26 protein-coding genes are annotated in these 25,969 nt (G+C 51.2%); 18 read left to right on the top strand and 8 right to left on the bottom strand.

Translation table 11 applies throughout. From position 1 onward, the window contains the following. Nucleotides 1–161: 161 nt before the first annotated feature. Nucleotides 162–551 carry a disulfide bond formation protein B gene (locus tag KNP84_RS06415; RefSeq protein WP_021066983.1) on the bottom strand — a complete coding sequence of 130 codons (390 nt, stop codon included), beginning with the start codon at nt 549–551 and terminating at the stop codon, nt 162–164. Between the two features lie 110 nt (nt 552–661). On the opposite strand from KNP84_RS06415, the gene KNP84_RS06420 reads away from it, so the two are divergent. The 5 genes from KNP84_RS06420 (at nt 662) to KNP84_RS06440 (ending at nt 6,131) form a co-directional block, all read left to right on the top strand. Continuing rightward, nucleotides 662–1,540: a transcriptional regulator CcpC gene (locus KNP84_RS06420; RefSeq protein ID WP_021066984.1), complete on the top strand. Its 879-nt coding sequence runs from the start codon at nt 662–664 to the stop codon at nt 1,538–1,540. After that, on the top strand, nt 1,537–2,658 hold the full coding sequence (locus KNP84_RS06425) for an N-acetyldiaminopimelate deacetylase (protein ID WP_215114510.1): 1,122 nt from the start codon (nt 1,537–1,539) through the stop codon (nt 2,656–2,658). Before KNP84_RS06420 ends, KNP84_RS06425 begins: the two co-directional genes overlap by 4 nt. A gap of 268 nt (nt 2,659–2,926) precedes the next feature. Next, the gene (locus KNP84_RS06430) at nt 2,927–4,315 is read left to right on the top strand and encodes a cytochrome ubiquinol oxidase subunit I (RefSeq protein ID WP_021066986.1); all 1,389 of its coding nucleotides are present in this window, start codon (nt 2,927–2,929) and stop codon (nt 4,313–4,315) included. A 14-nt stretch (nt 4,316–4,329) separates the two neighbouring features. Further along, nucleotides 4,330–5,361 (top strand): cytochrome d ubiquinol oxidase subunit II, encoded by a 1,032-nt coding sequence (locus tag KNP84_RS06435; RefSeq protein WP_021066987.1) that lies wholly within the window; start codon nt 4,330–4,332, stop codon nt 5,359–5,361. Nucleotides 5,362–5,468: 107 nt separating this feature from the next. Then, complete coding sequence (locus KNP84_RS06440; RefSeq protein ID WP_029595762.1) at nt 5,469–6,131, top strand: potassium channel family protein; 663 nt, start codon at nt 5,469–5,471, stop codon at nt 6,129–6,131. A 32-nt stretch (nt 6,132–6,163) separates the two neighbouring features. Here the strand turns inward: KNP84_RS06440 and KNP84_RS06445 are convergent, their stop codons facing one another. Continuing rightward, nucleotides 6,164–6,940, bottom strand: coding sequence for a Cof-type HAD-IIB family hydrolase (locus KNP84_RS06445; RefSeq protein WP_214719506.1), 777 nt, complete (start codon nt 6,938–6,940; stop codon nt 6,164–6,166). Nucleotides 6,941–7,159: 219 nt separating this feature from the next. On the opposite strand from KNP84_RS06445, the gene rnjA reads away from it, so the two are divergent. Next, nucleotides 7,160–8,827 carry a ribonuclease J1 gene (rnjA, locus tag KNP84_RS06450; protein WP_021066990.1) on the top strand — a complete coding sequence of 556 codons (1,668 nt, stop codon included), beginning with the start codon at nt 7,160–7,162 and terminating at the stop codon, nt 8,825–8,827. A gap of 65 nt (nt 8,828–8,892) precedes the next feature. Beyond that, entirely contained in the window at nt 8,893–10,350 is a 1,458-nt protein-coding gene (locus KNP84_RS06455; RefSeq protein ID WP_215114511.1) for a phospholipase D family protein, read from the top strand. Nucleotides 10,351–10,450: 100 nt separating this feature from the next. Here KNP84_RS06455 and KNP84_RS06460 read toward each other — a convergent pair whose 3' ends face one another. After that, nucleotides 10,451–12,076: an alpha/beta hydrolase gene (locus KNP84_RS06460; RefSeq protein WP_031200155.1), complete on the bottom strand. Its 1,626-nt coding sequence runs from the start codon at nt 12,074–12,076 to the stop codon at nt 10,451–10,453. Between the two features lies 1 nt (nt 12,077). After that, entirely contained in the window at nt 12,078–12,617 is a 540-nt protein-coding gene (gene def, locus KNP84_RS06465; RefSeq protein WP_021066993.1) for a peptide deformylase, read from the bottom strand. A 330-nt stretch (nt 12,618–12,947) separates the two neighbouring features. Here def and pdhA point away from each other — a divergent pair, with 330 nt between their 5' ends. From pdhA to lpdA, 4 genes are all read left to right on the top strand, one after another. Then, the gene (gene pdhA / locus KNP84_RS06470) at nt 12,948–14,033 is read left to right on the top strand and encodes a pyruvate dehydrogenase (acetyl-transferring) E1 component subunit alpha (protein WP_021066994.1); all 1,086 of its coding nucleotides are present in this window, start codon (nt 12,948–12,950) and stop codon (nt 14,031–14,033) included. Between the two features lie 3 nt (nt 14,034–14,036). Then, nucleotides 14,037–15,014, top strand: coding sequence for an alpha-ketoacid dehydrogenase subunit beta (locus KNP84_RS06475; protein WP_021066995.1), 978 nt, complete (start codon nt 14,037–14,039; stop codon nt 15,012–15,014). A gap of 76 nt (nt 15,015–15,090) precedes the next feature. Next, nucleotides 15,091–16,383, top strand: a complete 1,293-nt coding sequence (locus tag KNP84_RS06480; RefSeq protein WP_021066996.1) for a dihydrolipoamide acetyltransferase family protein — start codon at nt 15,091–15,093, stop codon at nt 16,381–16,383. 4 nt (nt 16,384–16,387) lie between these two features. Then, nucleotides 16,388–17,800: a dihydrolipoyl dehydrogenase gene (gene lpdA / locus KNP84_RS06485; RefSeq protein WP_021066997.1), complete on the top strand. Its 1,413-nt coding sequence runs from the start codon at nt 16,388–16,390 to the stop codon at nt 17,798–17,800. Nucleotides 17,801–17,817: 17 nt separating this feature from the next. Here the strand turns inward: lpdA and aac(6') are convergent, their stop codons facing one another. Next, nucleotides 17,818–18,261 carry an aminoglycoside 6'-N-acetyltransferase gene (aac(6'), locus tag KNP84_RS06490; protein ID WP_215114512.1) on the bottom strand — a complete coding sequence of 148 codons (444 nt, stop codon included), beginning with the start codon at nt 18,259–18,261 and terminating at the stop codon, nt 17,818–17,820. A 75-nt stretch (nt 18,262–18,336) separates the two neighbouring features. Between aac(6') and KNP84_RS06495 the strand changes: the two genes are divergently transcribed. After that, nucleotides 18,337–18,660: a DUF3055 domain-containing protein gene (locus KNP84_RS06495; protein WP_021066999.1), complete on the top strand. Its 324-nt coding sequence runs from the start codon at nt 18,337–18,339 to the stop codon at nt 18,658–18,660. Between the two features lie 108 nt (nt 18,661–18,768). Here the strand turns inward: KNP84_RS06495 and KNP84_RS06500 are convergent, their stop codons facing one another. Beyond that, on the bottom strand, nt 18,769–20,250 hold the full coding sequence (locus KNP84_RS06500) for an aminotransferase class I/II-fold pyridoxal phosphate-dependent enzyme (protein ID WP_029595757.1): 1,482 nt from the start codon (nt 20,248–20,250) through the stop codon (nt 18,769–18,771). A 171-nt stretch (nt 20,251–20,421) separates the two neighbouring features. Here KNP84_RS06500 and KNP84_RS06505 point away from each other — a divergent pair, with 171 nt between their 5' ends. The 3 genes from KNP84_RS06505 to KNP84_RS06515 all read left to right on the top strand — a co-directional run bounded on the left by KNP84_RS06505 (nt 20,422) and on the right by KNP84_RS06515 (nt 22,456). Continuing rightward, nucleotides 20,422–20,688: a UPF0223 family protein gene (locus KNP84_RS06505; protein ID WP_021067001.1), complete on the top strand. Its 267-nt coding sequence runs from the start codon at nt 20,422–20,424 to the stop codon at nt 20,686–20,688. A 246-nt stretch (nt 20,689–20,934) separates the two neighbouring features. Then, nucleotides 20,935–21,123 (top strand): hypothetical protein, encoded by a 189-nt coding sequence (locus KNP84_RS06510; protein WP_215114513.1) that lies wholly within the window; start codon nt 20,935–20,937, stop codon nt 21,121–21,123. A 79-nt stretch (nt 21,124–21,202) separates the two neighbouring features. Beyond that, on the top strand, nt 21,203–22,456 hold the full coding sequence (locus KNP84_RS06515; protein ID WP_215114514.1) for an inositol monophosphatase family protein: 1,254 nt from the start codon (nt 21,203–21,205) through the stop codon (nt 22,454–22,456). Between the two features lie 61 nt (nt 22,457–22,517). Here KNP84_RS06515 and KNP84_RS06520 read toward each other — a convergent pair whose 3' ends face one another. Next, nucleotides 22,518–22,694 (bottom strand): hypothetical protein, encoded by a 177-nt coding sequence (locus tag KNP84_RS06520; RefSeq protein WP_021067003.1) that lies wholly within the window; start codon nt 22,692–22,694, stop codon nt 22,518–22,520. Between the two features lie 163 nt (nt 22,695–22,857). Here KNP84_RS06520 and typA point away from each other — a divergent pair, with 163 nt between their 5' ends. Together typA and KNP84_RS06530 are read left to right on the top strand one after the other, a co-directional pair. After that, the gene (typA, locus tag KNP84_RS06525) at nt 22,858–24,702 is read left to right on the top strand and encodes a translational GTPase TypA (RefSeq protein ID WP_021067004.1); all 1,845 of its coding nucleotides are present in this window, start codon (nt 22,858–22,860) and stop codon (nt 24,700–24,702) included. An 86-nt stretch (nt 24,703–24,788) separates the two neighbouring features. Continuing rightward, entirely contained in the window at nt 24,789–25,133 is a 345-nt protein-coding gene (locus KNP84_RS06530) for a YlaH-like family protein (RefSeq protein ID WP_235045181.1), read from the top strand. A gap of 42 nt (nt 25,134–25,175) precedes the next feature. On the opposite strand, the gene KNP84_RS06535 is transcribed toward KNP84_RS06530, so the two are convergent. Next, nucleotides 25,176–25,376, bottom strand: coding sequence for a YlaI family protein (locus KNP84_RS06535; RefSeq protein ID WP_021067006.1), 201 nt, complete (start codon nt 25,374–25,376; stop codon nt 25,176–25,178). Nucleotides 25,377–25,488: 112 nt separating this feature from the next. Between KNP84_RS06535 and KNP84_RS06540 the strand changes: the two genes are divergently transcribed. Then, the gene (locus KNP84_RS06540; RefSeq protein WP_021067007.1) at nt 25,489–25,938 is read left to right on the top strand and encodes a PNPOx family protein; all 450 of its coding nucleotides are present in this window, start codon (nt 25,489–25,491) and stop codon (nt 25,936–25,938) included. The last annotated feature ends 31 nt before the right edge of the window (nt 25,939–25,969 follow it).

Here is a 25,969-nt window from a genome sequence, read left to right on the forward strand (position 1 = left end):
ACCGAACTCCTAGGGGAGAGCGATGCAAGGACGACCCCGTAAAGCGCGATTCGCGCTGCGGAGGCATCCGCATCGCCCCAGAAACGAAGGATGCCGGCCAAAGCAATCGTAAATCAAACAAAAAAACCGGTCGGTAGACCGGTTCTTTTGTGTATCACAGATTAGCGCTTCGAGCGTGTCGGCACGAATTGGATGAGCAAGATGAGTGTGAACGCGATCAAGCTGAGCAGCGGGATCGTGATGAATCCGAAGTAGTTCACCCAACGAATCAAACAGTCGTTACTGCAGAACGCGTCGCCGTTTGGGATGCGTTCGAGAATGACGTGATAGAGGGCGATTGCCCAACCCGCCCCGGCCATGAGACCGACGAACAATTTGTTCACAGCACGGTTCGAGAGAAGCACCGTCAAGTAATAGATGGCGAGCGGATACATAAATATGCGTTGGAACCAGCATAACTTGCATGGCACGTACAGCATGATTTCCGAGAAATAAAGACTGCCGAGCGTCGCGATGGTGGCGACAATAAAGGCAAAATGATGACGTTGCATCTGATTTCCTCCTGACGATTCAAAACTAATCGACAAACATGATATGATACAGTGAAGCAATAACGTATCCAGTATACAATCTTTGAAACGATAGAGAAATAGGTGACGTCATGCAAGTATCAGAAGTGGAAGTGTTAATCGTCCTCGCCGAAGAGTTGAATATGCGGAAAGCGGCGGAGCGCTTGTTTGTCTCCCAGCCCGCACTCAGTCAGCGCCTCGTCACAATCGAGCATCAGTGGGGCAAGAAAATTTTTGTCCGTTCGACCCGGGGCCTCGCGCTCACGCCGGACGGTGAAAAAATCATCGACTTCGCGAAGAAGATGTATAGCGAGGAGCAGGAGCTGCGTGGGGAGTTGACAGCGCAACAAGGTGAGGTGTACGGTACATTAAAAATCGCCGTCGCATCCATCATGGGTCAGTATTGGCTACCGCGCGTCTTGAAGCGATTCGTCGAGCGGTATCCATCGGTTCGAGTCAAACTCGTCACGGGCTGGTCAAGCGAGATGATGCGCTATATGCTAGAGGAAAATTTCCATATCGGCATCATTCGCGGGAATCCGGATTGGCGCGGCGAGAAGATGAAATTGTTCTCAGATTCGCTTCACCTGGTCGACTTGCGGATGACCGATTTGAAACAATTAAAAAATAACGAGCGTTCGTTCATTCAATTCAAGAGCGACTCGACGTATTATCAAGAAATTTTGGAGTGGTGGCAAGAGCGCTTCTCGAGCCCGCCGCTCACGACGCTCGTCGTCGACCAAATCGAGACGTGCAAACAGATGGCGTTACACGGAATCGGATTCGCGATTTTACCTGAGTCGACGATTCGCGATGTCGAGGCAATCAATAAGATTCCGCTCACGTCGTCGGATGGGATTCCGCTCGTCCGGGATACGTGGATGTTATCGACCGAGTCGATGCTCGAGTTGGCGCAAGTGAAGGCGTTTTGGGAGATTGTTGATGAAGTGACGAAGGAGAGTGTGGAATGAGTTGGGCAATTGAGGCAAGACGGCAATTACATTTGATTCCAGAACGAGGTTATGAAGAGTTCAAGACACAGGCGACGCTTGAGGAACTGATTCGATCCTTGAACTCGCCGCGCGTGCACATCTCGCATTGGCGTACCGGTTTGTTCGTCCGCATCGACGGGCTTGTCGGTGAAAAGACGATTGGTTACCGGGCCGACATGGACGGCTTACCGATCACCGAAGAGACGGGCCTCGAGTTTGCCTCGGTCCATGAAGGGATGATGCACGCCTGTGGCCATGACGTTCATATGGCAATCGCTCTCGGGTTGATTAAGCGAGCCGTCGAAGAGCCGCTCGACCATCACCTCGTCATCTTCTTCCAACCAGCCGAAGAAGGTCCGGGCGGTGCTGAACCGATGGCCATGTCGGAACTGTTCTATCATTTCCGCCCCGATGCGATGTTCGGACTTCACGTCGCACCAGAATATCCTGTCGGCACGATCGCGTCGCGTCCAGGTGTTTTGTTCGCGAGTGCGCGCGAGTTGCATTTGACGATTCATGGGAAAGGCGGGCATGGTGCCTTCCCGCACGCCGGAATTGATGCCGTCATCGTTCAGGCCGCGTTGATTATGCAGCTGCAAACAATCGTCTCGCGGAACATCGACCCGATGGGCAGCGCGGTCATCTCGATCGGGAAAGTGATGGCTGGGACGAAAGAGAACATCATCGCGGACACGGCGAAGCTTGACGGTACGATTCGGGCCTTGTCGGACAAGGAGATGGTCGTGCTCGAACGACGCATCCGTCAAATCATCGCCGGGGTGGAGATGACGTATAACGTCCACATCGACCTCGAGTTCGGCAATCGTTATCATGAGGTCGTCAACGACGAGCGTTATTTGTTCCAATTCGAAGAAGCGGTCGAGGAAGTCGGATACTCATACAAGACGTGCGTACCGGCCATGACCGGTGAAGATTTCGGATACATGCTGAAACAAGTTCCAGGCTTTATGATCTGGCTCGGCGTGAACGATATGGGGTCGGGGCTTCACCAATCGACGCTCAATCCGGATGAGCGGGCCATCGATGTCGCCATCGAGCTGTTCGATCATTTCTTTAGAACGGCCATCATTAAATGAAGCAAGCGGACACGACGGTGTCCGCTTTTTTGTATGAAATGTGTAGAATTGTGCGTGAACCGTTAAAGATTTGGGAAAAAAGTAAGAGTTGTAAAGCGTCGATATTGTTAAGCATGCTCAAATGTGAACATTTTGCGAACTCAAGCATTGAGACATTACAGCGCTATATAAAATCATTATGATAAGGGTATCCAAGGGAAATCATCTGTGATGTTGCGCGATAGACATTGGTTTAAAGCGCTAGAGAGAGATAGGAGGTAATCGATAGATGTTTCAAGATCCTGTCCTGATGAGCCGGGCGTTAACGGCACTCACGTTGGGTTTCCACGTGATATTTGCCACAATCGGCGTCGGGGTTCCATTACTCATTTTATTGGCAGAGTTTCTAGGTATTAAAAAGAAAGATCCGAAATACACCTTGATGGCCCGTCGGTGGTCACGGGGATATGTCGTCACAGTAGCGGTCGGTGTCGTGACAGGTACGGCAATCGGGCTCCAGCTGTCTTTACTTTGGCCGAACCTCATGCGGGTCGCCGGTCAAACGATCGCACTTCCACTGTTCATGGAAACGTTCGCTTTCTTCTTTGAAGCGATCTTCCTCGGGATTTATTTGTACACGTGGGATCGATTTAAAAACCCGTGGCACCATATGCTAGTCGGGATTCCAGTCGCGGTCGGTGCCTTGTTCTCAGGGTTCTTCATTACGACCGTCAACAGCTTTATGAACCAGCCGGTCGGATTTGATATTGTCGACGGTCGACTCGCCAACGTGAGTCCAATCGAGGCGATGTTCAGCCCAGCAATGCCGACCAAAATGGCGCACGTCTTGACGTCGGCCATTTTGACATCGGCGTTCATTCTAGCCGCCATCGCCGCTGTCCAGTTGCTCCGTCAGCGACGGAACCAGCTTGATAAGTTATCAATCGAGTATCATAAAAAAGGTCTTCGCTTGACGATGACCGTCGCGCTCATCTTCGCGATTGCGACTGCACTCGTCGGCGACTTCTCAGGTAAATACTTGGCGAAGTACCAGCCGGACAAATTGGCGGCTGCGGAGTGGCATTTTGAAACCTCCTCGGAGGCTGAGCTGATTCTAGGCGGATGGCTCGAGGAAGACGGAGAGGGCGGTTACGAAGTACGTGGCGCCTTGAAGATTCCGTACGCCTTGTCAATCCTAGCGGGCGGTGTGCCGAACTACGAGGTGACCGGTCTTGATGAATTTGCGAAAGAAGATCAACCTCCACTATTCATCCACTACCTGTTTGATGCGATGGTCGGGATTGGGATGTTGCTGGCATTGATTTCGTTCTTGTTCGTGCTCGGACGATATATCAAGCGACTGCCTCAATTCAGTAAACCGATGCTCATCGCTATCGCCGCAGGCGGTCCGCTCGCGATGATGGCCATCGAGTTTGGTTGGTTCTTCGCAGAGTTCGGTCGTCAGCCGTGGGCGCTTTACGATTTGATGCGCACGAGTGAGGCGGCGACGACATCGGCAAACGTAGGATGGATGCTTATCGCCTTTGCGATCCTGTATGCAGTTCTTGGCGTGGTCACGGTACTCGTCTTGACTCGTCTGTTCAAAGACAACCCAGTAGGGAAAGAACTAAAACAATCGGAGCATCGCGGTGAAGCGATGTTCGCGGATGAAGTGTGATCGGAGGGTATGACATGCAGATTCAAGAATTAGGGATTGCCGTACTATGGACGTTTTTGTACGGCTATCTCATCGTCGCATCGATTGATTTCGGTGCCGGCTTCTTCGCTTTCTATAGTAAGTACACGAAGCGGGACCAAAAGATCAACCGTCTGATTGCACGGTATTTATCGCCGACGTGGGAAGTGACGAACGTGTTCTTCGTCTTCTTCTTCGTCGGGATCGTCGGGTTTTTCCCAGATACGGCTTACTATTACGGGACGGCACTTCTCGTACCGGCCTCGGTCGTGTTGATTCTGTTGGCGATTCGCGGTAGTTTCTACGCGTTTGCCAACTACGGCTCAAAAGAGAGCACGTTCTATATGTTCTTATATGGGGCGACCGGGCTGTTAATCCCGGCCTCGATGTCTACCGTTCTTACGGTCAGCCAAGGCGGATTTATCAATGAGACCGAGTCGGGCGTCTTCTTTGACGGCATGAAGTTGTTCACTAACTTCTACTCTTGGACCGTCGTCACCTTGGCAATCGTGTCGGTGCTCTATATCAGTGCCATGTTCCTCTTGTTCTATGCCGATAAGGCGCGTGACGCTCAGGCGGTCCCACTCGTTCGAAAATGGGCCTTGTTCTGGAGCGTTCCGACGATTGTCGCGTCGGGCCTCGTCTTCTTCGGGTTGAAGTCGCAGGCAGCTTGGCATTATGAGAGCATCTTAGCGGGCAACTGGTGGTGGTTCGCTGCAAGTTTCATCTTCTTCGCTGTAGCCGTTGCACTCGTCTACATGAAGCGAAACTACGGCATCGCGTTCTTGATGGTCATGGGTCAGTTCTTTATGGCTTGGTTCGGATACGGATATACGCACTTGCCGTACATTCTTTATCCGTACATCGACATCAACGGAAGCGTCGTCAACGAGTCGATGGCCATCGCCCTCGTCGTCGTCTTCATCCTCGGATTGCTCTTGCTCGTACCGGCGCTGTATCTCTTGCTACGCCTGTTCTTGTTCGACAATGACTATGTACGCGGAAAGCGTTCGAGTGGTAAAGCGTAAAGACCGGATATTCCGGTCTTTTTTTATATAGTTTTTTTGAGGGGAATCGGTTACACTGTACGAAGAATCGGGAACAGAAACAGCGTAGGAAAGGGATGTATGAAATTATGACAGGTGAATTTGCAGTCATCGGATTAGGACGGTTTGGCGGCTCGATCGTTCGTGAATTGTCGGCGAACGGTTATGACGTGTTGGCGATCGATGCGGATGAAGAACGCGTCAACGAGTTTATGGGATTGGCGACGCATGCGGTCATCGCGGACACGACCGACGAGAACGTATTGAAAAGTCTTGGCATTCGCAACTTTGAACACGTGATTGTGGCCATCGGTGAAAACATTCAAGCCTCGATTTTGACGACACTCATTTTAAAAGAGCTCGGCGTTCAAATCATCACGGTCAAGGCGACGAATGATTATCACGAGAAAGTGTTGCGTCGCATCGGGGCCGATAACATCGTCCACCCAGAGCGCGACATGGGCATCCGGATTGCGAACGGATTGATGAGCCAAAGCATCCTTGACTACCTCGAGCTCTCGAACGAGCACTCGATCGTTGAAATCAAGGCGTCGGACAAACTGTCGAACAAGTCGCTCATCGATTTGGACCTTCGCGCCAAATACGGCGTCAACATCGTCGCGGTCCGCCGCAATGATGACGTCATCATCTCACCGCAAGCCGACGAGATGATTTTGCCAGAGGACATCTTGATCATCATCGGGAAAGATACGGACTTGGATAGACTCGAACGCACACTTCGGTCCAGATAAAAAAACGAGAGGCGCGCGCCTCTCGTTTTTCATTAAATGAGCTTCATTGATTTTAAGCCGTACTCGATTCCATCTTCGAGAATCGATTTCGTCACGAAGTCGGCGACTTCTTTCGCTTCGACCCGGGCATTGCCCATTGCGATGCCCGTTCCGACGTATTGAAGCATCGCCAAATCGTTCAAAGCGTCGCCGAACGCGTACGTGTTCTCGAGCCGATAGCCGTTCGTCTCGATGAAGTGACGGATACCGTCGGCTTTACTGGCGCCACGATTGATGACGTCCATGGCGTGCGGATGCCAGCGGATGAAATCAAACTCGCCGTACGCATCCAAATAGTGATGTTCTTCTTCAGGCGTGCAATACAGGAGCGTCTGATAGACGGCCTGTTCGATATGGAAATTCGGATCATATGTCGGAATCGGCATATCAAGTTCTCCGAGTGACTGTTCGACGACATGGTCGTTCGCTTTCGTGGCACCGCCACGGTGTTGTCCGAGATAGACGAGCGTATGGTCGTTTGAGCCGGCATGTTCGGTCAAGCGACGGAGCGCGTCGGTCGGCAACGTGTTCCGATAGACGACCTCGCCTTGGTGGACGACGATTTGTCCGTTGTAGCAGACAAAGCTGTCGATGCCGAGCTGTTCTGGGATATCAGACAGCATCGCCGGGCCACGCCCTGTCGCGATGAACGTCTCGACGCCGTTGTGACGTAGCTGCTGAATGGCCGCGATCGTCGAAGGGGGAATGTACGACCCTTCATGGAGCAACGTGCCATCGATGTCAAAAAAGACTACTTTCTTATCTTCCATTTTTCTTCACCATGCTTTCTCTGTCTTGATTAAGTCAGTTGTATACTAAAAAGCATAACACGAAATCGAGAAACCGCCCTCAATCTTACGTCAATAGTGAAATATTGTCACAATATGAGCTATAATGAAGAAAGAATCTTACGGAACGTAATTATATTGCGAGAATCACTTATGTTTCACATAGATGAACATCAACTACTTGTAGTAAGGAGAGATTAAATGAAGTTTGTAAAGAACCACCAAACAGCTGTGTTCGCACTAGGCGGACTCGGAGAAATCGGGAAGAACACGTACGTTGTTCAATTCCAAGATGAAATCATCGTCATCGATGCGGGCGTCATGTTCCCGGAGGATGACTTGCTTGGAATCGACTACGTGATCCCTGATTACTCATACTTGATTAAAAACAAAGACAAAGTCAAAGGGGTGTTCATCACCCACGGTCACGAAGACCATATCGGCGGCATCCCGTTTCTCTTGAAACAAGTGAAGCTTCCGATTTACGCGACGAAACTCGCGCTCGGCTTGATTAAAGTGAAACTCGAAGAGCACGGGTTGCTCCGGGAAGCGGAACTGCATGAGATTGATGAGGACGCCATCGTCAAGTTCAGAAAGACGAGCATCTCATTCTTCCGCACGACTCACTCGATTCCGAACTCGCTCGGTGTCGTCGTGAAGACGCCACAAGGGAATATCGTCCATACCGGTGACTTTAAGTTCGACTTCACACCGGTCGGCGAACCGGCTGACATCGCCAAGATGGCAGACATCGGGAAAGAAGGCGTGCTTTGCCTCTTGTCCGATTCGACGAACGCAGAAGTCGAAGGCTTCACGATGAGTGAAAAAGTTGTCGGCGGCACGATCAGTGAGACGTTCCGAAAAGCCGAAGGGCGCGTCATCTTCGCGACGTTCGCCTCGAACATTTATCGCCTGCAACAAGTCGTCGACGCTTGTGCCGAGACGGGCCGTCATTTGGCCATCTTCGGCCGTTCGATGGACAAGGTCATGACAATCGGGCAAGAGCTCGGCTTCATCAACGTCCCGAAAGGCATGATCGTCGAAGCGAATCAGTTACGGAACTACGAGCCACATGAAGTGGCGATTCTTTGTACCGGTTCACAAGGTGAGCCGATGGCTGCGCTCAGCCGCATCGCCAACGGGACACACCGTCAAGTATCAATCATTCCTGGCGACACGGTCATCTTCTCGTCGTCTCCGATTCCGGGTAACGCCATCTCGGTCGGGAAGACGATCGACCAATTGTATAAAGCCGGCGCGGACGTCGTTTATGGAAAATTGACGAACATTCACACGTCGGGTCACGGATCGCAACAAGAGCAATTGCTCATGATTCGCTTGCTCAATCCGAAATTCTTCATGCCGATTCACGGGGAGTACCGCATGTTGGTGAAACACGCCGAACTCGCCGAATCGGTCGGCATCCCGAAAGAGAACAGCTTCATCATGGACAATGGTGAAGTGCTAGCTGTCGACGCTGACTCGGCCGCCATCACCGGGAAAATCTCGGCCAACGCCGTTTACGTCGACGGGAACGGTATCGGGGACATCGGCAATATCGTTTTGCGCGATCGCCGCATCCTCTCAGAAGACGGACTCGTCGTCGTCGTCATCAGCATCGACGGCAAGACGCGTAAACTAGTCTCAGGTCCAGATATCATTTCACGCGGCTTCGTCTATATGCGTGAATCGGGCAGCTTGATTCGTGACGGCGAGCGCTTGCTCAAGAAGACGGTCGAGCAAGGCTTGTCGAACAAGCAGATGAAATGGTCGGAGTTGAAACAACTCGTCTCAGATACACTCACGCCATACTTGGCACAAAAAACACGAAGACACCCAATGGTTCTTCCGATTATCATGGAAGTATGAACGAGCGGGCTGTAGAGGACTACAGCCCGTTTTTTAGAGGTCAATAATAAAGGAGATGGTGCTCGATGGAACGCAAGAAACGGAAGAAAGGATGGCTGAAATGGGGCTTGGCCGTATTCGCCTTACTCTTCCTCATCACGATGGTATATCATCAAGTCAAACCGTTGCCAGACGGCGTGTCACGCGCGTCAGAACCGGTCGCGATTTCAGATGACCAAATCGATTTTTTAGCTGATTTGACGTATCAAGGGGAAGACACGGAAGTGAACGAGCAAGAGATTTTTCAAGACGTCGAGCGGTCAATCCGTGAGGCGCGGGAATATATCGTCATGGACTTTTTCTTATTCAACCCATATTCGAACGAAGACCGGCAATATCCGGACATCACGGCCAGTCTGTCATCGGCCTTGCTCGAACAGATGGAAGCCTATCCGGACATGAACGTCGTCTTAATCACGGATGAAATCAATACGACCTATAACGGACACGCGTCCGATCATCTCGACGTCTTGAAGGAAGCGGGCGCGGAAATCGTCTACACGAACCTCGATGCGCTCCGCGACCCGAACATCTTATACTCGACGCTGTATCGGATCGGGTTCCAATGGTTCGGGGACAGCCAGAACGGCTGGTTGCCGAACCCGATGGCCAAATCGGCACCGGACATCACGATCCGGTCGTATTTACGGCTGTTGAACGTGAAAGCGAACCACCGCAAAGTGATGGTGACCGAGAATGACGGCTTCGTCTTATCGGCCAACCCGCATGATGCGAGCGGGTATCATTCAAACGTCGGGGTGCGGCTCGATGGCCCGATTTTAGCGGACATCCTCGAAGGGGAGGAAGCGATCGCGACGTTCTCGAAAGGGGATGCCGAACGTTTCCCGAGCGAGGAGAAACTCGCGAATCTGCGCGACGAGCCGTCGGAAGGCCCGATGCAAATCCGCTACGTCACGGAATCCAAGATTCAGGACGCCGTCATCAAAGCGATGGAAGAAGCGGAATCAGGCGAGACGATTTGGATCGGCATGTTTTATTTGGCCGACCGTAACATCATTCAAGCTATTCACGAGGCCGCTGAGCGCGGCGTCTTCGTCAAACTGATTCTTGACCCGAACACGAACGCGTTCGGGCGCGACAAGTCAGGATTGCCGAACTTGCCGGTCGCCGCGGAATTGAACACGGTGAACCCGGAGCAAATCGAGATTCGGTGGTACGAAGTCGGCGAAGAGCAGTACCACCCGAAAATGCTGTACGTGGAAGGGGACCGTCGCGTCGTCGTCATCGGGTCGGGCAACTATACGACCCGCAACATGAACGATTACAACTTGGAGGCGGATGTCGAAGTCGTCACGACCGAGGAGACAGCATTCATCCGCGAGGTCGACGGGTACTTCAAGCGTCTCTGGAACAACGAGCAAGGAACGTATACGCTCGCCTATGATGAGATTCAGACCGATTTGCCAATCGGAAAGTATGTGATTTATTGGCTCCAGAAACTCACTTGGACGATGACCTACTGATACGAGCCCGCCTTCCTGTGAAGGTGGGCTTTGTTGTGGACGGGCTACCATCGACATGACGACGAACAAAACCCGCTCTCACAAAGAGAGCGGGTTTTCATCATTTCGTTTCGACTGGATTGAATTCGTTCGTGAACTCGTAGAGGAACCGGCCCGTGTCGCGGAGGACGTCTGTCTTCCGATGAAGCGAGAAGTGATCGTATGGGACGGTTTCCGTCTCGATGTTGTTCGTATATTCTTCGAGCAAGAGCGAACTCGCTGGCTCAATCAAGTTGAACTCGCCACCGCGTCCCGAGAAGGAGAACACTTGGACGGAGCGTGGCCACGTCTCAAGTTTTTCTTGGAACGCCTGCAATCCGTCAGAACTCGGGGACAAATCCCGGATGGCAGGACTGCCGGTATTGATCCCGAAATTACTGGCGGACAGACCGAAGTTGGCAAGTCGTGTTCCGGCGAACGGACTATCATACGTCACGAACTTATCGACGATGTATTCGTCTTGATTCAAGATATAGTTCGCTGCCGCCACACCGCCCATGCTGTGACCGATCAAATACATCCGGTCGAACGAACGGTTTCGTTCCTGTTTATAGCGTTCGATCGCCGCATTCAACCACTTCGTCTGGTTGTTGAGCGATGCCTCGGCATCCTCATATTCAATCCGGACAATCGGTCGGTTCGAGCTGTAGTCATTGATGACGCAATCGGCCGCGCCTTTCACCGTCACGGTACAGAGGGCACCATCTTTCGCCAGCCCACGCTGTTCCATATACTGCGAGAAGCGGAGGAATGTGCGGTCGGTCCCGAGCAAGCCGTGAACGGCGAACGTCGGGATGAACTCGTCCGTCTGCGCCGCTTGGCGAATCGCCTCAGATTTCCGTTCCGTCGTCAACTCTTCTCGAATAGTCACGATCATCAACGCGAGGGTCAAGACGAGGATGAAGCCGCCGAAGATGCGAGAACGAATCGACGTCTTGTCCGGATTACCGACGTTTTGACGATATTTCCGCCAAACAAAGAAAGCGACTAGGCCAAGGACGACGATGATGACGCCTGTGATAATCCACGCCTTGACGTTCGGCACGTGGGCGACGAGCGTCATATTATTTTGACGGCCACCGTACACTTGCCACTCGACATGTTTCATCGACCGTACATCGAGTCCAGTACCGTCTTCGACGAACACCCCGGTCGGCACGGTCAGATTGAACCGGATATCGGCTTGACGAACGTAACGTTCGGCCAGTTGTTTCGGGGAGCCGCTTAAATTCAGACCTGGCAAATCGACGCGGTCGAGCCGCAGGTCGAGGTTCGTGTTCATGACGTATGAGTCAAACCAAATCCCATCTTCTTTGTCGACATCAAACTTCATATCAGGTGGGACGAGGATACCGGCCGGACCGGTCTTCCACTCCTCTTTAATGTTTTGAAGGTCATCGACGTTGTCGAACGTCTTCTTGAGCACCATGCCTTCATAGTCGTCTTGACTCGAGTAGTCACGTGTCGCATATCCGTTCTCATTCGCCTGTTGTTTCCATGTATCCCAATCGAGCCGCAAATTGAGCAGCTTCATGACCGGATGGTCGCGGAAAGCATACGTCGTCTCTAACGTGACCGATTGGTCGTAGTGGACGGTCGCATCATATTCGATTCGGACACATCCCCCGATTAAAAGAAACAGAAATGGGAATACTAACAACAGTGCCTTTTTCTTCAAGCTCGTCACCTCAAATCGGCTCACCGTAGGTCTCTAACGGGTTAGTCGTGTTGATGCGGTCGTAGAAGAGCACCCCATCTAAATGGTCGAGCTCATGTTGACAGACGATGGCGCGCATACCGCGGAGCCGCAATTTAATCGGGGCGCCGTCACGGTCGAACCCTTCAATCGTGATGCGTCGGTATCGGGGCACGTTGCCTTTGACGACACGGTCGACAGATAGACAGCCTTCACCGCCATTCAAATACGTCTGTTCGACCGAGTGGCTCGTAATCTTCGGATTGAAGATGGATAGTTTGAACGTCTCTTCTTCTTCGTGGAGCAGGACCGTGAAGAAACGGCGATTGACGCCGAGTTGTGGTGCGGCGATGCCGACACCGCCCCGAAGTTCATACTTCGCGCTCATCTCTGGATCTTGGCTGTTGACGAGGAACGTCTCCATCTCGTCGAGTAGCGCGAGGTCTTCTGCCGTCGGTGGGACCGGCACTTCGATTGAGCGGGCGCGGAGCCGCTCGTCTCCTTCACGAATCACATCTTTCATCGTTAACATGCAAAACTTCCTTTCCCATTGCGATATGACCAATTATATCATATTTATTAGTCATTTCGCTTAGATGGTACAGAAGGTGAAATGAAAATGATACAGAGGCGAAATAAGGGAAAAGATGTGTTGATGTAAGCGTTTTTATAGAGTGAGCATATTTTTTGCGTTATTATAACAACCCGTTTTATACTGACTAGGAAACGGCAGGATAAGTGTAACTTTCCTGAATCACGTTAATACAGATTGCTTTTTTGGACAGATACACTTAAGATTTGAGGTAGTGTTTGATCACAAAAAAGACAATTGTCTCATAGTTGAAAGGATGAGGTGAAACGAATGAACAACGTTCAGGTACTTCAAAACGTGGAAGAAAACTTCCAAACGTTCCGTATTCTCGACGAGAAGGGCGAGGTCGTCAACCAAGACGCAATGCCAGATGTAACGGACGAGCAACTTCAGGAGCTTATGCGCCGCATGGTCTATACACGAATCTGGGACCAACGTGCCATCTCGCTCAACCGTCAAGGACGCCTAGGTTTCTACGCGCCAGTGGCTGGTCAAGAAGCAACGATGATCGGGACGCAATATGCGCTCGACAAACAAGACTGGATTCTTCCAGGCTACCGTGATATCCCGCAACTCGTATTCCACGGACTTCCGCTTTATCAAGCGTTCTTGTTCTCACGTGGTCACGTCGCAGGTAACCGTATTCCTGAAGACGTTAACGTCTTGATGCCGCAAATCATCATCGGGGCACAAATCATTCAAACTGCGGGTGTGGCAATGGGCCTCAAACGCAACGGCAACACAAACGTCGCCATTACTTACACGGGTGACGGTGGTTCATCACAAGGTGACTTCTACGAAGGATTGAACTTCGCAGGTGCATTCAAATCACCAGCCATCTTCGTCGTTCAAAACAACCGCTTTGCCATCTCGACACCTGTTGAGAAGCAAACTGCAGCTAAAACGATCGCGCAAAAAGCTGTCGCAGCGGGAATCAACGGAATCCAAGTTGACGGAATGGACGTTCTTGCTGTCCTCGCCGCAACACAACAAGCGCGTAAAGACGCACTTGACGGAACTCCGACGCTCATCGAAGCACTCACATACCGTTACGGACCACATACGCTCGCAGGGGATGACCCAACGCGTTACCGTACAAAAGAACTCGATACAGAGTACCAAGAGAAAGATCCACTCGTTCGTTTCCGCCTCTTCCTCGAAGGCAAGAAGCTTTGGAGCGAAGACATGGAGAACGAAGTCATCGAACAAGCGAAAGCAGACGTGAAAGAAGCGATCAGCCTCGCTGACAAAGAACCAAAACAAAAAGTTTCGGACTTCATCAACAACATGTTCGAAACACTTCCTTCAAACTTGAAAGAGCAGCTTGAAGAATATACAGCAAAGGAGTCGAAGTAAGTTATGGCTCAAATGACAATGATCCAAGCGATTACTGATGCGATGCGCGTTGAAATGAAGCGCGACGAGAAAGTACTTCTTTTCGGAGAAGACGTTGGTAAAAACGGTGGGGTTTTCCGTGCAACGGAAGGTCTCCAAGACGAGCTCGGCGAAGACCGTGTCTTCGACACGCCGCTTGCTGAGTCTGGTATCGGTGGTCTTGCCATCGGTCTCGGTCTTACAGGCTTCCGTCCGATCATGGAAGTTCAATTCTTCGGATTCGTATTCGAAGTGTTCGACTCGATCGCAGCTCAAATGGCGCGTATGCGTTACCGTTCAGGCGGCGCTTACAGCCAGCCAATCACAATCCGTTCACCATTCGGTGGCGGTGTTAAAACACCAGAACTTCACGCGGATAGCCTTGAAGGCTTGATGGCTCAGACACCTGGTCTTAAAGTCGTCATCCCGTCAACGCCATACGATGCAAAAGGTCTTTTGATCTCAGCAATCCGTGACAACGACCCAGTCGTATTCCTCGAGCACATGAAACTTTACCGTTCATTCCGTGGCGAAGTTCCAGAAGGCGAATACACGATCGAGCTTGGAAAAGCAGACGTGAAACGCGAAGGAACTGACGTTTCGATCATCACTTACGGTGCAATGGTCCACACGTCACTCAAAGCGGCAGAAGAGCTCGAAAAAGAAAACATCAACGTCGAAGTCATCGACCTCATGACAGTGAGCCCGCTTGATATCGATACAATCGTCGAGTCTGTTAAAAAGACTGGCCGTGCGATCGTCGTTCAAGAAGCACAACGTCAAGCAGGTATTGCGGCTAACGTCGTAACTGAAATTCAAGAACGCGCAATTCTTCACCTCGAGGCACCAGTGCTTCGTGTAACTGCACCAGACACAGTCTTCGCTTTCGCACAAGGTGAAGACGCATGGTTACCTGACCATAAAGATGTCGTTGCAAAAGTTAAGGAAGTTATCAACTTCTGATCGTGTTCATTTAACGATGAGGGAGAATTGTCTCCCTCATTGTGTTTACATGATTAATTGATGGGAGGAAAAACCAGTGGCAGTATTTGAATTTAAATTACCAGACATCGGTGAAGGAATTCACGAAGGTGAAATCGTCAAGTGGTTCGTAAAAGCAGGGGATACAGTAAAAGAAGATGACATTCTTCTTGAAGTACAAAACGACAAAGCCGTCGTTGAGATTCCTGCTCCAGTTGATGGAACAGTTAAAGAAGTCAAAGTCTCTGAAGGTACAGTTGCGGTCGTCGGCGACGTCCTCATCACGTTCGATATCGAAGGTGACGCACCAGCCGGTGAAGAAGAAGCAGCTCCTGAACAGCCTAAAGCTGAAGAGAAGACTGAAGATGTGAAAGAAGACGTGAAAGAAGACGGCCCGCGTGAAGTTCAACTTCACAAATCGGAGCGCGTTATCGCAATGCCTTCAATCCGCAAATACGCTCGTGAAAAAGGCGTCGACATCCGTGAAGTCCAAGGTTCTGGCGACAACGGCCGCGTCTTGAAAGAAGACATCGATGCATTCGCAAACGGAGAAGCACCAACAGCAGAAGCTACAACAGAGAAAACAGAATCTGTAGCTCCAGCAGCGGCTGCGAAAACGGAAATCAAACCTTACGAGTCAGCGACGCCTGAACTCGAAACGCGTGAGAAAATCCGTGGTATCCGTAAAGCAATCTCGAAAGCAATGGTTAACTCGAAGCACACAGCTCCACACGTTACACTCATGGACGAAGTCGACGTTACGAAACTCGTCGCACTCCGTAAAGAGTTCAAACAAGTGGCTGCTGACCAAGGCGTGAAACTCACGTACTTGCCGTTCGTCGTTAAAGCATTGACTGCTGCAGCGAAAGCTTACCCAGCGATCAACGCGTCAATCGACGATGTGAACGAAGAAATCGTCTACAAAAACTATTACAACATCGGTATCGCTGCTGATACGGACAACGGTCTCGTAGTTCCTGTCGTCAAAGAAGCGGACCGTAAATCAATCTATGCACTCGCTACAAACATCAATGAGCTTGCCGGTAAAGCACGTGAAGGCAAACTTGCTGGGGACGACATGAAAGGCGGATCGATCACAATCACAAACATCGGTTCAGCTGGTGGACAATGGTTCACACCTGTCATCAACCACCCAGAAGTTGCAATTCTCGGTATCGGTCGCATCGCTGAAAAAGCTGTCGTTAAAGACGGTGAAATCGTCGCGGCTCCAGTCCTCGCGCTTTCATTCAGCTTTGACCACCGCCTCATCGACGGTGCAACAGCTCAAAACGCACTCAACATGGTGAAACGCTTGCTTCAAGATCCAGCACTTCTAATGATGGAGGGATAAGAACATGGTAGTAGGAGAATTCGCACAAGAAACTGATTTGCTTGTCATCGGCGCCGGTCCTGGTGGATACGTCGCAGCCATCCGTGGCGCACAACTCGGCCTTAAAGTCACGATCGTCGAAAAAGGAAACTTTGGTGGCGTCTGCTTGAACGTCGGTTGTATCCCATCGAAAGCATTGATCACTGCTGGTCACAACTTCCAGCACGCTAAAGGTCACTCTTCAATGGGGATCACGTCTGATAACGTGTCAGTCGACTTCACAAAAGTCCAAGACTGGAAACAGTCGGTCGTCAATAAATTGACTGGCGGCGTCAAAGGCCTTTTGAAAGGTAACAAGATTGAAATCGTTCAAGGTGAAGCTTTCTTCGCATCTGAAGACACAGTACGTGTCATCACAGAAGATAGCTCGACTCCTTACAAGTTCAAAAAAGCGATCATCGCGACTGGTTCAACACCTATCGAGATCCCATCGTTCAAATGGTCAAAACGCGTCCTTTCTTCAACTGGCGCATTGGCTCTTCCTGAAGTACCGAAGAAACTCGTCGTCATCGGCGGCGGCTACATCGGTATGGAGCTCGGCACAGCGTACGCGAACTTCGATACAGAAGTCGTCGTCGTTGAAGGCGCAAGCGACATCTTGTCTGGCTTCGAGCCGCAAATGACGCAAATCGTCAAAAAGAAACTCAAACAAAAAGGCAACGTCACGATTCACACGAACGCTCTTGCAAAAGGCGTCGAGGAAACAGAAGACGGCGTAACAGTTAAGTTTGAAGTGAACGGCGAAGAGCAGTCTGTTGAAGCGGACTACGTCCTCGTCACAGTCGGCCGTCGTCCAAACACTGGCGACATCGGTCTCGAAAACGCGGAAGTTAAAATCAGCGACCGCGGCATCATCGAAATCGACGACCAGTGCAAAACGTCGAACGAAAATATCTACGCAATCGGCGACATCGTACCTGGACCACCGCTCGCGCACAAAGCTTCTTACGAAGCGAAAGTCGCAGCGGAGGCAGCTGCCGGTAAGCCAGCTTACCTCGACTACTCAGCAATCCCAGCGGTCGTCTTCACTGACCCTGAACTTGCAACAGTCGGTTACACAGAGCCACTCGCAAAAGAAGAAGGACTTGAGATCACTGTATCGAAATTCCCATTCGCAGCGAACGGCCGTGCCCTCGCTCTTGACGAGCCAGACGGCTTCATGAAGCTCATCACGCGTAAAGAGGACGGTCTCTTGATCGGTGCTCAAATCGCGGGAACTGGCGCTTCAGACATGATTGCCGAGCTTGGTCTCGCCATCGAAGCAGGCATGACTGCAGAAGATATCGCGCTTACAATCCACGCTCACCCATCACTCGGTGAGATGGCAATGGAAGCGGCAGAAATCGCAATGGGTATGCCAATCCACGTCGTTAAATAAGTCAAAAGCTCTCTCGCTTACTCGCGAGAGAGCTTTTTTACGTAATGGACGGTCCGTTCGACTTCTTGGAAGCCGATGCGTTCATGGAACCGTTGGCTTCCGTCGTTCTCGATTTCCGTATCGGAGGCGAGCTCGTCACATCCTTTCGACCTGGCGTAGGCGGAGGCTGCTTCGACGAGCCGTGTCGCCACGTCTTGCTGTCGCACGGATGCAACGACGTAAATTCCTTCTAAAAAGGCGGTCGGGGAAGCGGTCGTTCCGGGGACGTAGTCATGACGGAAGCTGAGCTGGCAAAAGCCGACCGCTTCATCCGTTTCCGCGATAAAATAGTGCATCTTGCCGGAACGAATCCCGAGCCGCACCTCAGGGATCAGTTCGGCTTCAGGCGCGTCTGGCCATAATTGCCGCATGAGTCGCACCAGTTCGTCGCAATCTTGTTCGTTCGCTTTTCGAATCTTCATAAGTCGTCCTCCTTATGTTTCGTACGTTCAGTATAAAGGAAAATAAGGAATGAAGTGAGAAAGGAGGGAACGATGATGGCGTTCGATGAAGAATTGTTATATACCGTCTCTGAGACGAGCCGTGTCCGCTTCACGGGAATCGAGACCGAGACGTCACGTTATGACTTCGGCTTTGTGTATACGCATCAATTCATGGGGAAAGTGCTCGTCGTCTGTATGCAGACCGGGCAGTCTGCCCTTCTTGACATCCATGCGCTCGAAGAACCGAGACAACTGTATCCGATGCTCGGGATCGCGTTGCGTGATACAGATCACGTCGCCGAGTTTTTACGACTCTGTCTGGACGAAAGTGGGCAAGAACAAGAACAATCGCCAAATTCTACCCTTGAAAAAATGTAAGCGTTTTCTTATAATGGTACGTAGGGGAAGCAATTCGATCATCATAAGCTACCTTTTCTTTTGATGACACAAAGCGAGCCGGTCCATATGGACCGGCTCGCTTTCGTCTTAACGGATGGCTTTTGTCTGTTGGATGACTTTAATCATTTGAAGCGATTCATCTTCAAGTCCTTGGACGGGAAGACCGGCCTCGATGTTCGCCATGATATAGTCGAGCGTCGAAGTCGTGATGAGTTCTCCCGGGATGATGATCGGGATTCCTGGTGGATACACCATGATGAACTCGGCCGAGATGCGTCCGACGGCGTTCTCGAGCGGAATCGTCTCCGTCTCCTCGTAGAACGCGTCACGCGGGCTGAGTGCAAGCGGTGGAATCTCAGGGAGCATGATCGATAGTGAATCGTTTCCTGACTGATCGTAAACCGATACGACGTCACGCATGCCGTCAATCAACGCTTGAATCGTCGATTCGTCGTCGGCGCTCGTCACGATGAACAGTACGTTCAACAAATCTGACATCTCGACTTCGATGCGATGCGTCTCACGCAAATACTTCTCGACTTCAAAGCCGGTGATCCCGAGCTCACGGACAGAGACGAGGATTTTCGTCTCGTCGAGCGCGTACGTCGACTCTGAATGGAGTTCGGCGTGACCGTATACCGATAAGTGCGGCATATTGTCGATGGCCGTACGAGCCGTACGTGCGAGCGTGAGGGCACGTTCGTTCATCGCTTCTCCTTTCGTCGCCAATTGACGACGGGCCGCGTCGAGCGACGCGAGGAGGAGGTAAGACGTCGATGTCGTCGTAATCATCGACAACATCGCGTGAATCCGTTCCGGGGAGACGAGACCGCGACGGACGTTCAAAATCGAACTTCCCGTCATCGAGCCGCCGAGCTTGTGTACGCTCGTGGCCGCGACGTCCGCTCCGGCTTGCATCGCCGAGAGCGGGAGCTCGTCGTGGAACGGCAAGTGGACACCGTGTGCCTCATCAACGAGGACCGGTACGTCTTGCGCATGGGCGACGGCGACGATGCGCTCTAAGTCACCGGCGATGCCGAAGTAGGTCGGGTTGATGACGAGGACTGCTTTCGTGTCCGGGTGCATCTCGAGGGCGCGTTCGACGGCGCTTGCTGTGATCCCGTGGGCAATCCCGTACGTCTCATCATATTCCGGATGGATGAAGACCGGGTGGGCCCCGGTCAAGATGAGGGCGGACATGACGGATTTATGCACGTTCCGGGGAACGATGATTTTCTCGTTCGGACCGACGACGCCCATAATCATCGCCATGATGGCACTCGACGTCCCTTGGACCGAGAAGAACGTCTCGTCGGCACGGAACGCCTCGGCAGCGAGGCGCTCGGCCTCGGCAATCGACGCTTTCGGATGATGGAGATCATCGAGCGGGGCGATGTTGATCAAATCGATCTTCAAGGCGTTTTCGCCGATGAAGTCACGGAATTGAGGGTCCATCCCTTTTCCGCCTTTATGGCCAGGGATATGGAACGCGATCGGGTTCGTATCCACGTGCGTGAGCAACGTGTCAAAGAGCGGTGTCTCGAGCTGTGTAGCACCTTTAAGTTTCAATAGTAAGTCCTCCTTGATAACAGTGTGTATATGGGTTGTCGGTTTGGTTTCAAGCTTTGGGCAATCTGAACATTTCGATTCAAAAACAATGCAACAAAAAAACTATAGTGATTTCTATCCCAACTTGCAATAGTTTTTTTTGTTGATACAATGGTTGTCGAGGTGAAGAATATGCAAATTAACTATCCGATTAATCCGGACTGGACGACAGATGAACTGATTGAAGTCGTCGAGTTCTATAACCAAGTCGCCTTGGCCAATGAAGGCGGTGTCGACCGGGAGTCGTTTTTGGACGCGTATCGGTCGTTCAAACAAATCGTGACGTCGAAGTCAGAAGAGAAACAGCTGAGTGCCGTTCACGATGAGCAGACCGGATACTCTACCTATCGTACGGTCCAAGCGGCCCTAAAATCAAATGCAAAGATTATAAAGTTGTAACTGCTGGAAAGCATGGGAGGACGTAACCGTTTTCTCATGCTTTTTTTGTTATTTCTCTAATAAATAGGGTACATATCATTAATAGTTCAATCAGGTTTAGGCTTAGTTGAAATGGGAATATACTCACTAAGATAAAAAATTCAAAATAGTCAGACAATTCTCTTTCTTTTTTGAATCTCATCTGATATACTCAATTCAACTTACTAAACCGTAACTTGTAGCCCAACTAAAGGAGTGTGGCATCTCATGAAACAAGTGATCGAGGCATTCAAAAGAAAAGACGCAGAAAAACGGATTCCGGTGCTGCGCTTAGAGATTGATTATGAATTGGCAACGCTCTTCGATGCAATGGCGTCAAAAGATGATGCCACTGTCCAGGCTAGCAAGCATCGGTTAGAGAAATATCGCCAAGAACTATTGCGTCTCGAAGCCTGACCCACAACCACCCATTCAACCAGTATTCCATGCGGATACTGGTTTTTGTTTGGTACAATACATAATAGAGGTGATAAACATGTTGGAATGGTTCGCGATTGACTTGATTAAACAGGCAGGGGAGTATATCCGCTTACAGATTGACGAGAGCTATCGAATCGAACGCAAGACGGGGAAAGGTGATTTGGTCACGGAAATCGATCGGGCCGTCGAACAGTTGATTGTCGACCGGATTCGTGAGTCGTATCCCGAGCATCATATTATCGGGGAAGAGGGTATCTCGACGGAACCGGATGATTTGTCGGGCACGGTCTGGTTCGTCGACCCGATTGACGGCACATTGAACTTCATCCATCAAAAGCGGATGTTCGCCATCTCGATTGCCATCATGGTCGATGGGGTCGTCGAGTACGGCTTCGTTTACGATGTGATGGCGGATGAGCTGTTCGTCGCACGCCGTGGCGTCGGGACGACGCTGAACGGCCGGAAACTCCCGATCATCAAAGAGCACCACGTCCGGGATGCTTTCCTCAGTATGAACGCGACATGGGTGACGCCGAATCAGCAAATTGCACCGGAAGTGCTCGCGCCGATTGTGCGCGATTCCGTCGGCACGCGGGCGCATGGGGCCGCCTCGCTCGAACTCGCCTGGCTCGCAGCGGGACGAGTCGACGGGTATATCACGATGCGCAATATGCCGTGGGACTATGCTGCCGGTAAACTGCTCGTCGAAGAAGTCGGGGGACGGGTCGTCTCGATTTATGGGGAGCCGGTCCGTTATGACGGGAAGACGTCCGTTCTCGCGGGGAGCGAGACGTTCGTCAAGGACGTGGTGAAGCATTACGTCATCGCCAAGGGCGCGACCCCTGAAGTGAAGCCGGACTTGCAAATTGGAATCAACGGGTCTTACGACCGCGTCCGTGACTTGCTCGTCCTGGCCAACCCGAATGAAACGATGGTCCGCGATCAATACAAAGCCGGGACGACATATGAGGCCACGCTCGGCGGGGAACGTGTCGGGGCGTACATGCTCGTCAAACGCAGCGAGACGTTAATCGAGCTCGTCAATATCGCCGTCAAACCGGAACGGCAGAACCAGACGATCGGGCAACGCCTGCTCCAAGACGCGATTCGTCGGGCCGAGAGCAGCGGGGCGAAGCAAATGCTCGTCTGTACGGGCAACTCGAGCATCGTCCAGTTGCGCTTCTATCAACAAGCTGGTTTCCGCTTTGAATCAGTCGAGCGGGATTACTTCCCGGACCACGGTTATCCGCCAATCGAAGAGGACGGGCTCGCCTTGCGTGACCGCATCTGTCTGACGCGCGACCTATAAGCGTGGGCGTAAAAAGGACAAAATCATAAAGAAGGCCCGGGCAAAACGCCCGGGCCTTGTGTTATGGACGTCGGTTCGAGAGGACCCGGCGGCGCAAGTTGATTCCAAAAAATGTGGCGATGCCGCTCAAGGCGAGACTGCCGATGATGATGGCGGCACTTCCTTCAGCGACACCGATGCCGATACCGACGAAGCCGGCGACGACCGCGGTCGCGATTAAAACGAACATGAGTTGCATGGAGATTCCCCCTTCTTTCGCTAGTCTTCTTCATTGTAGTCAAAAATGATGCGTTTGAAAACGTTAACAGTTGATAACACTCGACAAAGGTGGTGGGACGTGTGCTATACTCTTAAAGTTGAATAAAAGATGAAACTTTTTTAAATAAGAGAGGACTAACTACATGAATGTAAGAACTAACCTTCGGAACGTAGCCATCATCGCCCACGTTGACCACGGTAAAACAACGCTCGTCGATGAATTATTGAAACAGTCTGGTACATTCCGGACAAACGAAATGGTCGCAGAACGCGCCATGGACTCGAACGACATCGAACGTGAACGCGGAATCACGATTCTCGCGAAAAACACGGCAATCGATTATAAAGATACACGCATCAACATTGTTGATACACCAGGTCACGCCGATTTCGGTGGTGAAGTAGAGCGTATCATGCGTATGGTTGACGGCGTTATCCTCGTTGTCGATGCACGTGAAGGCTGCATGCCGCAAACGCGTTTCGTATTGAAGAAAGCACTCGACCAAGGTCTCCGTCCAATCGTTGTCGTTAACAAAATCGACAAGCCGATGGTACGCCCACTCGACGTCGTCGACGAAGTTGTCGACTTGTTGATCGACCTTGGAGCAGATGAAGATCAACTTGAATTCCCTGTCGTCTATACGTCTGCTGTCAGCGGTTCAAGTTCGTTCGATCCTGATCCAGAGAAGCAAGAAGATACAATCACGTACGTGCTCGACACGATTCTTGAGAACACACCGGCACCAATCGATAACTCGGATGAGCCGCTTCAGTTCCAAGTCACGATGCTCGACTACGACAACTACCTCGGCCGAATTGGTGTCGGTCGCGTCTTCCGTGGGAAAATCAAAGTCGGCGAATCAGTGTCACTTTGCAAAACAGACGGATCAATCAAACAATTGCGCGTCACTAAATTGTTCGGTTACTTCGGCCTCAAACGTGTTGAAATCGAAGAAGCCAAAGCTGGTGACTTGATCGCCATCGCCGGGATGGAAGACATCAACGTCGGTGAGACGGTCACGCCAGTCGGTAAAGAAGAGCCACTTCCGCTTCTCCGCATCGATGAGCCGACGCTTCAAATGCGTTTCATGACAAACAACTCACCGTTCGCAGGACGCGAAGGCGATTTCGTGACGGCACGTAAAATCGAAGAGCGTTTGATGAAACAACTCGAGACGGACGTTTCACTCCGTGTCGAGAACACTGATTCACCTGACCAATGGGTCGTTTCAGGCCGCGGTGAGCTTCACCTCGGGATCTTGATCGAGAACATGCGTCGTGAAGGCTACGAACTTCAAGTTTCGAAACCACAAGTTATCATTCGTGAAGACGAAGATGGTACGAAAATTGAGCCGTTCGAACGCGTCATCGTTGATGTGCCAGAAGAGTACACAGGTTCAGTCATGGAATCAATCGGTCTCCGTAAAGGTGAACTTGCCAACATGAACACGAACGACAACGGTCAAACACGTATGGAATTCATCGTTCCTTCACGTGGTCTCATCGGCTATCGTAACGAGTTCTTGTCAGCGACACGCGGATATGGAATCTTGAACCACACGTTCGAAGAGTATCGTCCGTTCATCGCTGCTGACATCGGCGGACGCCGCAGTGGTGTCATGGTTTGTATCGAACCTGGTAAGTCGACGGCTTACTCGATCGGTGCCCTTGAAGACCGTGGAACGATCTTCATCGAGCCAGGTGTAGAAGTATACGAGGGAATGATCATTGGTGAATGTAACCGTGACGTCGACCTCGCAATCAACGCCGTCAAAGGAAAACAGTTGACGAACATGCGTGCTTCAGCAAAAGACTCGACACAAGTCTTGAAACGTCCACGCGTCTTCTCACTCGAAGAATCGCTCACGTTCTTGAACGATGACGAGTACTGTGAAATCACGCCGGAGTCAATCCGTCTCCGTAAAAAAGTCTTGAACAAGAACGAACGCGAGAAAGCTGACAAGCGTCGTAAACTTGGTAAAGAATAAGTCTTAAAAAAGGGAGCGCCTAGGCGTTCCCTTTTGTTTTGGATAGTGTAGAATGGGTGTGTAGGAAATAAAGGGGGATTATCAGCTTGAAAGCTTCTCAAACGATGGACATCACACAAATCGATGTGCCGTGGATTGCCTCGCTACTTGGCGTCGGCAGTGACGCGAACGACTTCTCGGTCGGGTTCAACGCGTTAATCATCACGGTCATCTTATTGACGATCCTTGTGTTTAAATTAGGTTTTGCGAAACAATTGACGTGGTGGAAATCACTCGTCGTCTATATGCTGCTCGCACTCGGGGCAGGCACGATGGCGCTCGTCTTCTTCACATGGCCGATTCCAGAAGTTCTCCTTGTCATGGCTGTCGTCTTGGCAATCTACCGGGGCCGCCTTTGGTGGAACCGTCGACAAGGCATCGAATCACATTAAAAAAATGGACGCTTCGCCCTCGGGCGAAACGTCCATTTTTGCTTACCATCTCCGTTTTTGGCGGAACGATGGATATAGGTGGAATTGGCCGGTCGCGGCACGCTCCGCTGTTCGCGCGGTGATGCGTTCTTGACACGTCTGGCACATATACGTTTTAGCAGGTTTATTACGAAGTCGTTTCGCTTCGAACGACCACGAATCAATCGTATCGATTTTGTCACAAAGAGAGCACTTTACGCGCATGGTCTCACCTTCCTCTTCGTTGATTATAGCATGATTTCAGGAGAGAAAAGCAGGGAAAGAGGTTTGTAAGGGCGAATCCATTTCGTATACCCGTTCGGGAGGAGGGGAGTCTATGGCGAGTAAAGCTGCGTTCGAACTTTCGAGGGCGCAACAAGACGTATTGAACGAGATGCCGTTGACGTTCTTAGTCACATTTGATGAGCCGAAACGGTGGCCGATCACCCATGCGATCAGCTGGGTGCAAGCGCCGAACGAGAGGACGATTCGCTTGGCGTTGACGAAGAATTCGCATGTGATCACGTTGCTCTCGTATGAGAAGACAGCGAGTCTCATCTTTCTTGAAGGGGGACTTGCCTACAGTATCGCCTTGTCACACGTACACGAATTCGAGCCGAGCGTGAAGCCGGCGTTACACCTTCGCTTTTTTGAAGGGAAAGTCGAAGAGGTCCGTAACATTTCCTTTTACGGGGCAACCTATGGACAACCGGACATCGTCAAGACGTACGATGTCGAAGCAGCAGAAAAGTTGGACCGTGAAGTCAAGGAGAGTTTGAATTCTTGATCACCAACAATTTTCGAGGGGCGGCAAAGTC

The sequence above is a fragment of the Exiguobacterium sp. s70 genome (genome assembly GCF_018618315.1).
GTDB lineage: Bacteria > Bacillota > Bacilli > Exiguobacteriales > Exiguobacteriaceae > Exiguobacterium > Exiguobacterium chiriqhucha.

Bases quoted from the DNA above. Each gene is read 5' to 3' on its own strand.
- KNP84_RS06415 (WP_021066983.1), bottom strand. From the start codon at position 551: ATGCAACGTCATCATTTTGCCTTTATTGTCGCCACCATCGCGACGCTC.
- KNP84_RS06420 (WP_021066984.1), top strand. From the start codon at position 662: ATGCAAGTATCAGAAGTGGAAGTGTTAATCGTCCTCGCCGAAGAGTTG.
- KNP84_RS06425 (WP_215114510.1), top strand. From the start codon at position 1,537: ATGAGTTGGGCAATTGAGGCAAGACGGCAATTACATTTGATTCCAGAA.
- KNP84_RS06430 (WP_021066986.1), top strand. From the start codon at position 2,927: ATGTTTCAAGATCCTGTCCTGATGAGCCGGGCGTTAACGGCACTCACG.
- KNP84_RS06435 (WP_021066987.1), top strand. From the start codon at position 4,330: ATGCAGATTCAAGAATTAGGGATTGCCGTACTATGGACGTTTTTGTAC.
- KNP84_RS06440 (WP_029595762.1), top strand. From the start codon at position 5,469: ATGACAGGTGAATTTGCAGTCATCGGATTAGGACGGTTTGGCGGCTCG.
- KNP84_RS06445 (WP_214719506.1), bottom strand. From the start codon at position 6,940: ATGGAAGATAAGAAAGTAGTCTTTTTTGACATCGATGGCACGTTGCTC.
- rnjA (WP_021066990.1), top strand. From the start codon at position 7,160: ATGAAGTTTGTAAAGAACCACCAAACAGCTGTGTTCGCACTAGGCGGA.
- KNP84_RS06455 (WP_215114511.1), top strand. From the start codon at position 8,893: ATGGAACGCAAGAAACGGAAGAAAGGATGGCTGAAATGGGGCTTGGCC.
- def (WP_021066993.1), bottom strand. From the start codon at position 12,617: ATGTTAACGATGAAAGATGTGATTCGTGAAGGAGACGAGCGGCTCCGC.
- pdhA (WP_021066994.1), top strand. From the start codon at position 12,948: ATGAACAACGTTCAGGTACTTCAAAACGTGGAAGAAAACTTCCAAACG.
- KNP84_RS06475 (WP_021066995.1), top strand. From the start codon at position 14,037: ATGGCTCAAATGACAATGATCCAAGCGATTACTGATGCGATGCGCGTT.
- lpdA (WP_021066997.1), top strand. From the start codon at position 16,388: ATGGTAGTAGGAGAATTCGCACAAGAAACTGATTTGCTTGTCATCGGC.
- KNP84_RS06495 (WP_021066999.1), top strand. From the start codon at position 18,337: ATGGCGTTCGATGAAGAATTGTTATATACCGTCTCTGAGACGAGCCGT.
- KNP84_RS06505 (WP_021067001.1), top strand. From the start codon at position 20,422: ATGCAAATTAACTATCCGATTAATCCGGACTGGACGACAGATGAACTG.
- KNP84_RS06510 (WP_215114513.1), top strand. From the start codon at position 20,935: ATGAAACAAGTGATCGAGGCATTCAAAAGAAAAGACGCAGAAAAACGG.
- KNP84_RS06515 (WP_215114514.1), top strand. From the start codon at position 21,203: ATGTTGGAATGGTTCGCGATTGACTTGATTAAACAGGCAGGGGAGTAT.
- KNP84_RS06520 (WP_021067003.1), bottom strand. From the start codon at position 22,694: ATGCAACTCATGTTCGTTTTAATCGCGACCGCGGTCGTCGCCGGCTTC.
- typA (WP_021067004.1), top strand. From the start codon at position 22,858: ATGAATGTAAGAACTAACCTTCGGAACGTAGCCATCATCGCCCACGTT.
- KNP84_RS06535 (WP_021067006.1), bottom strand. From the start codon at position 25,376: ATGCGCGTAAAGTGCTCTCTTTGTGACAAAATCGATACGATTGATTCG.
- KNP84_RS06540 (WP_021067007.1), top strand. From the start codon at position 25,489: ATGGCGAGTAAAGCTGCGTTCGAACTTTCGAGGGCGCAACAAGACGTA.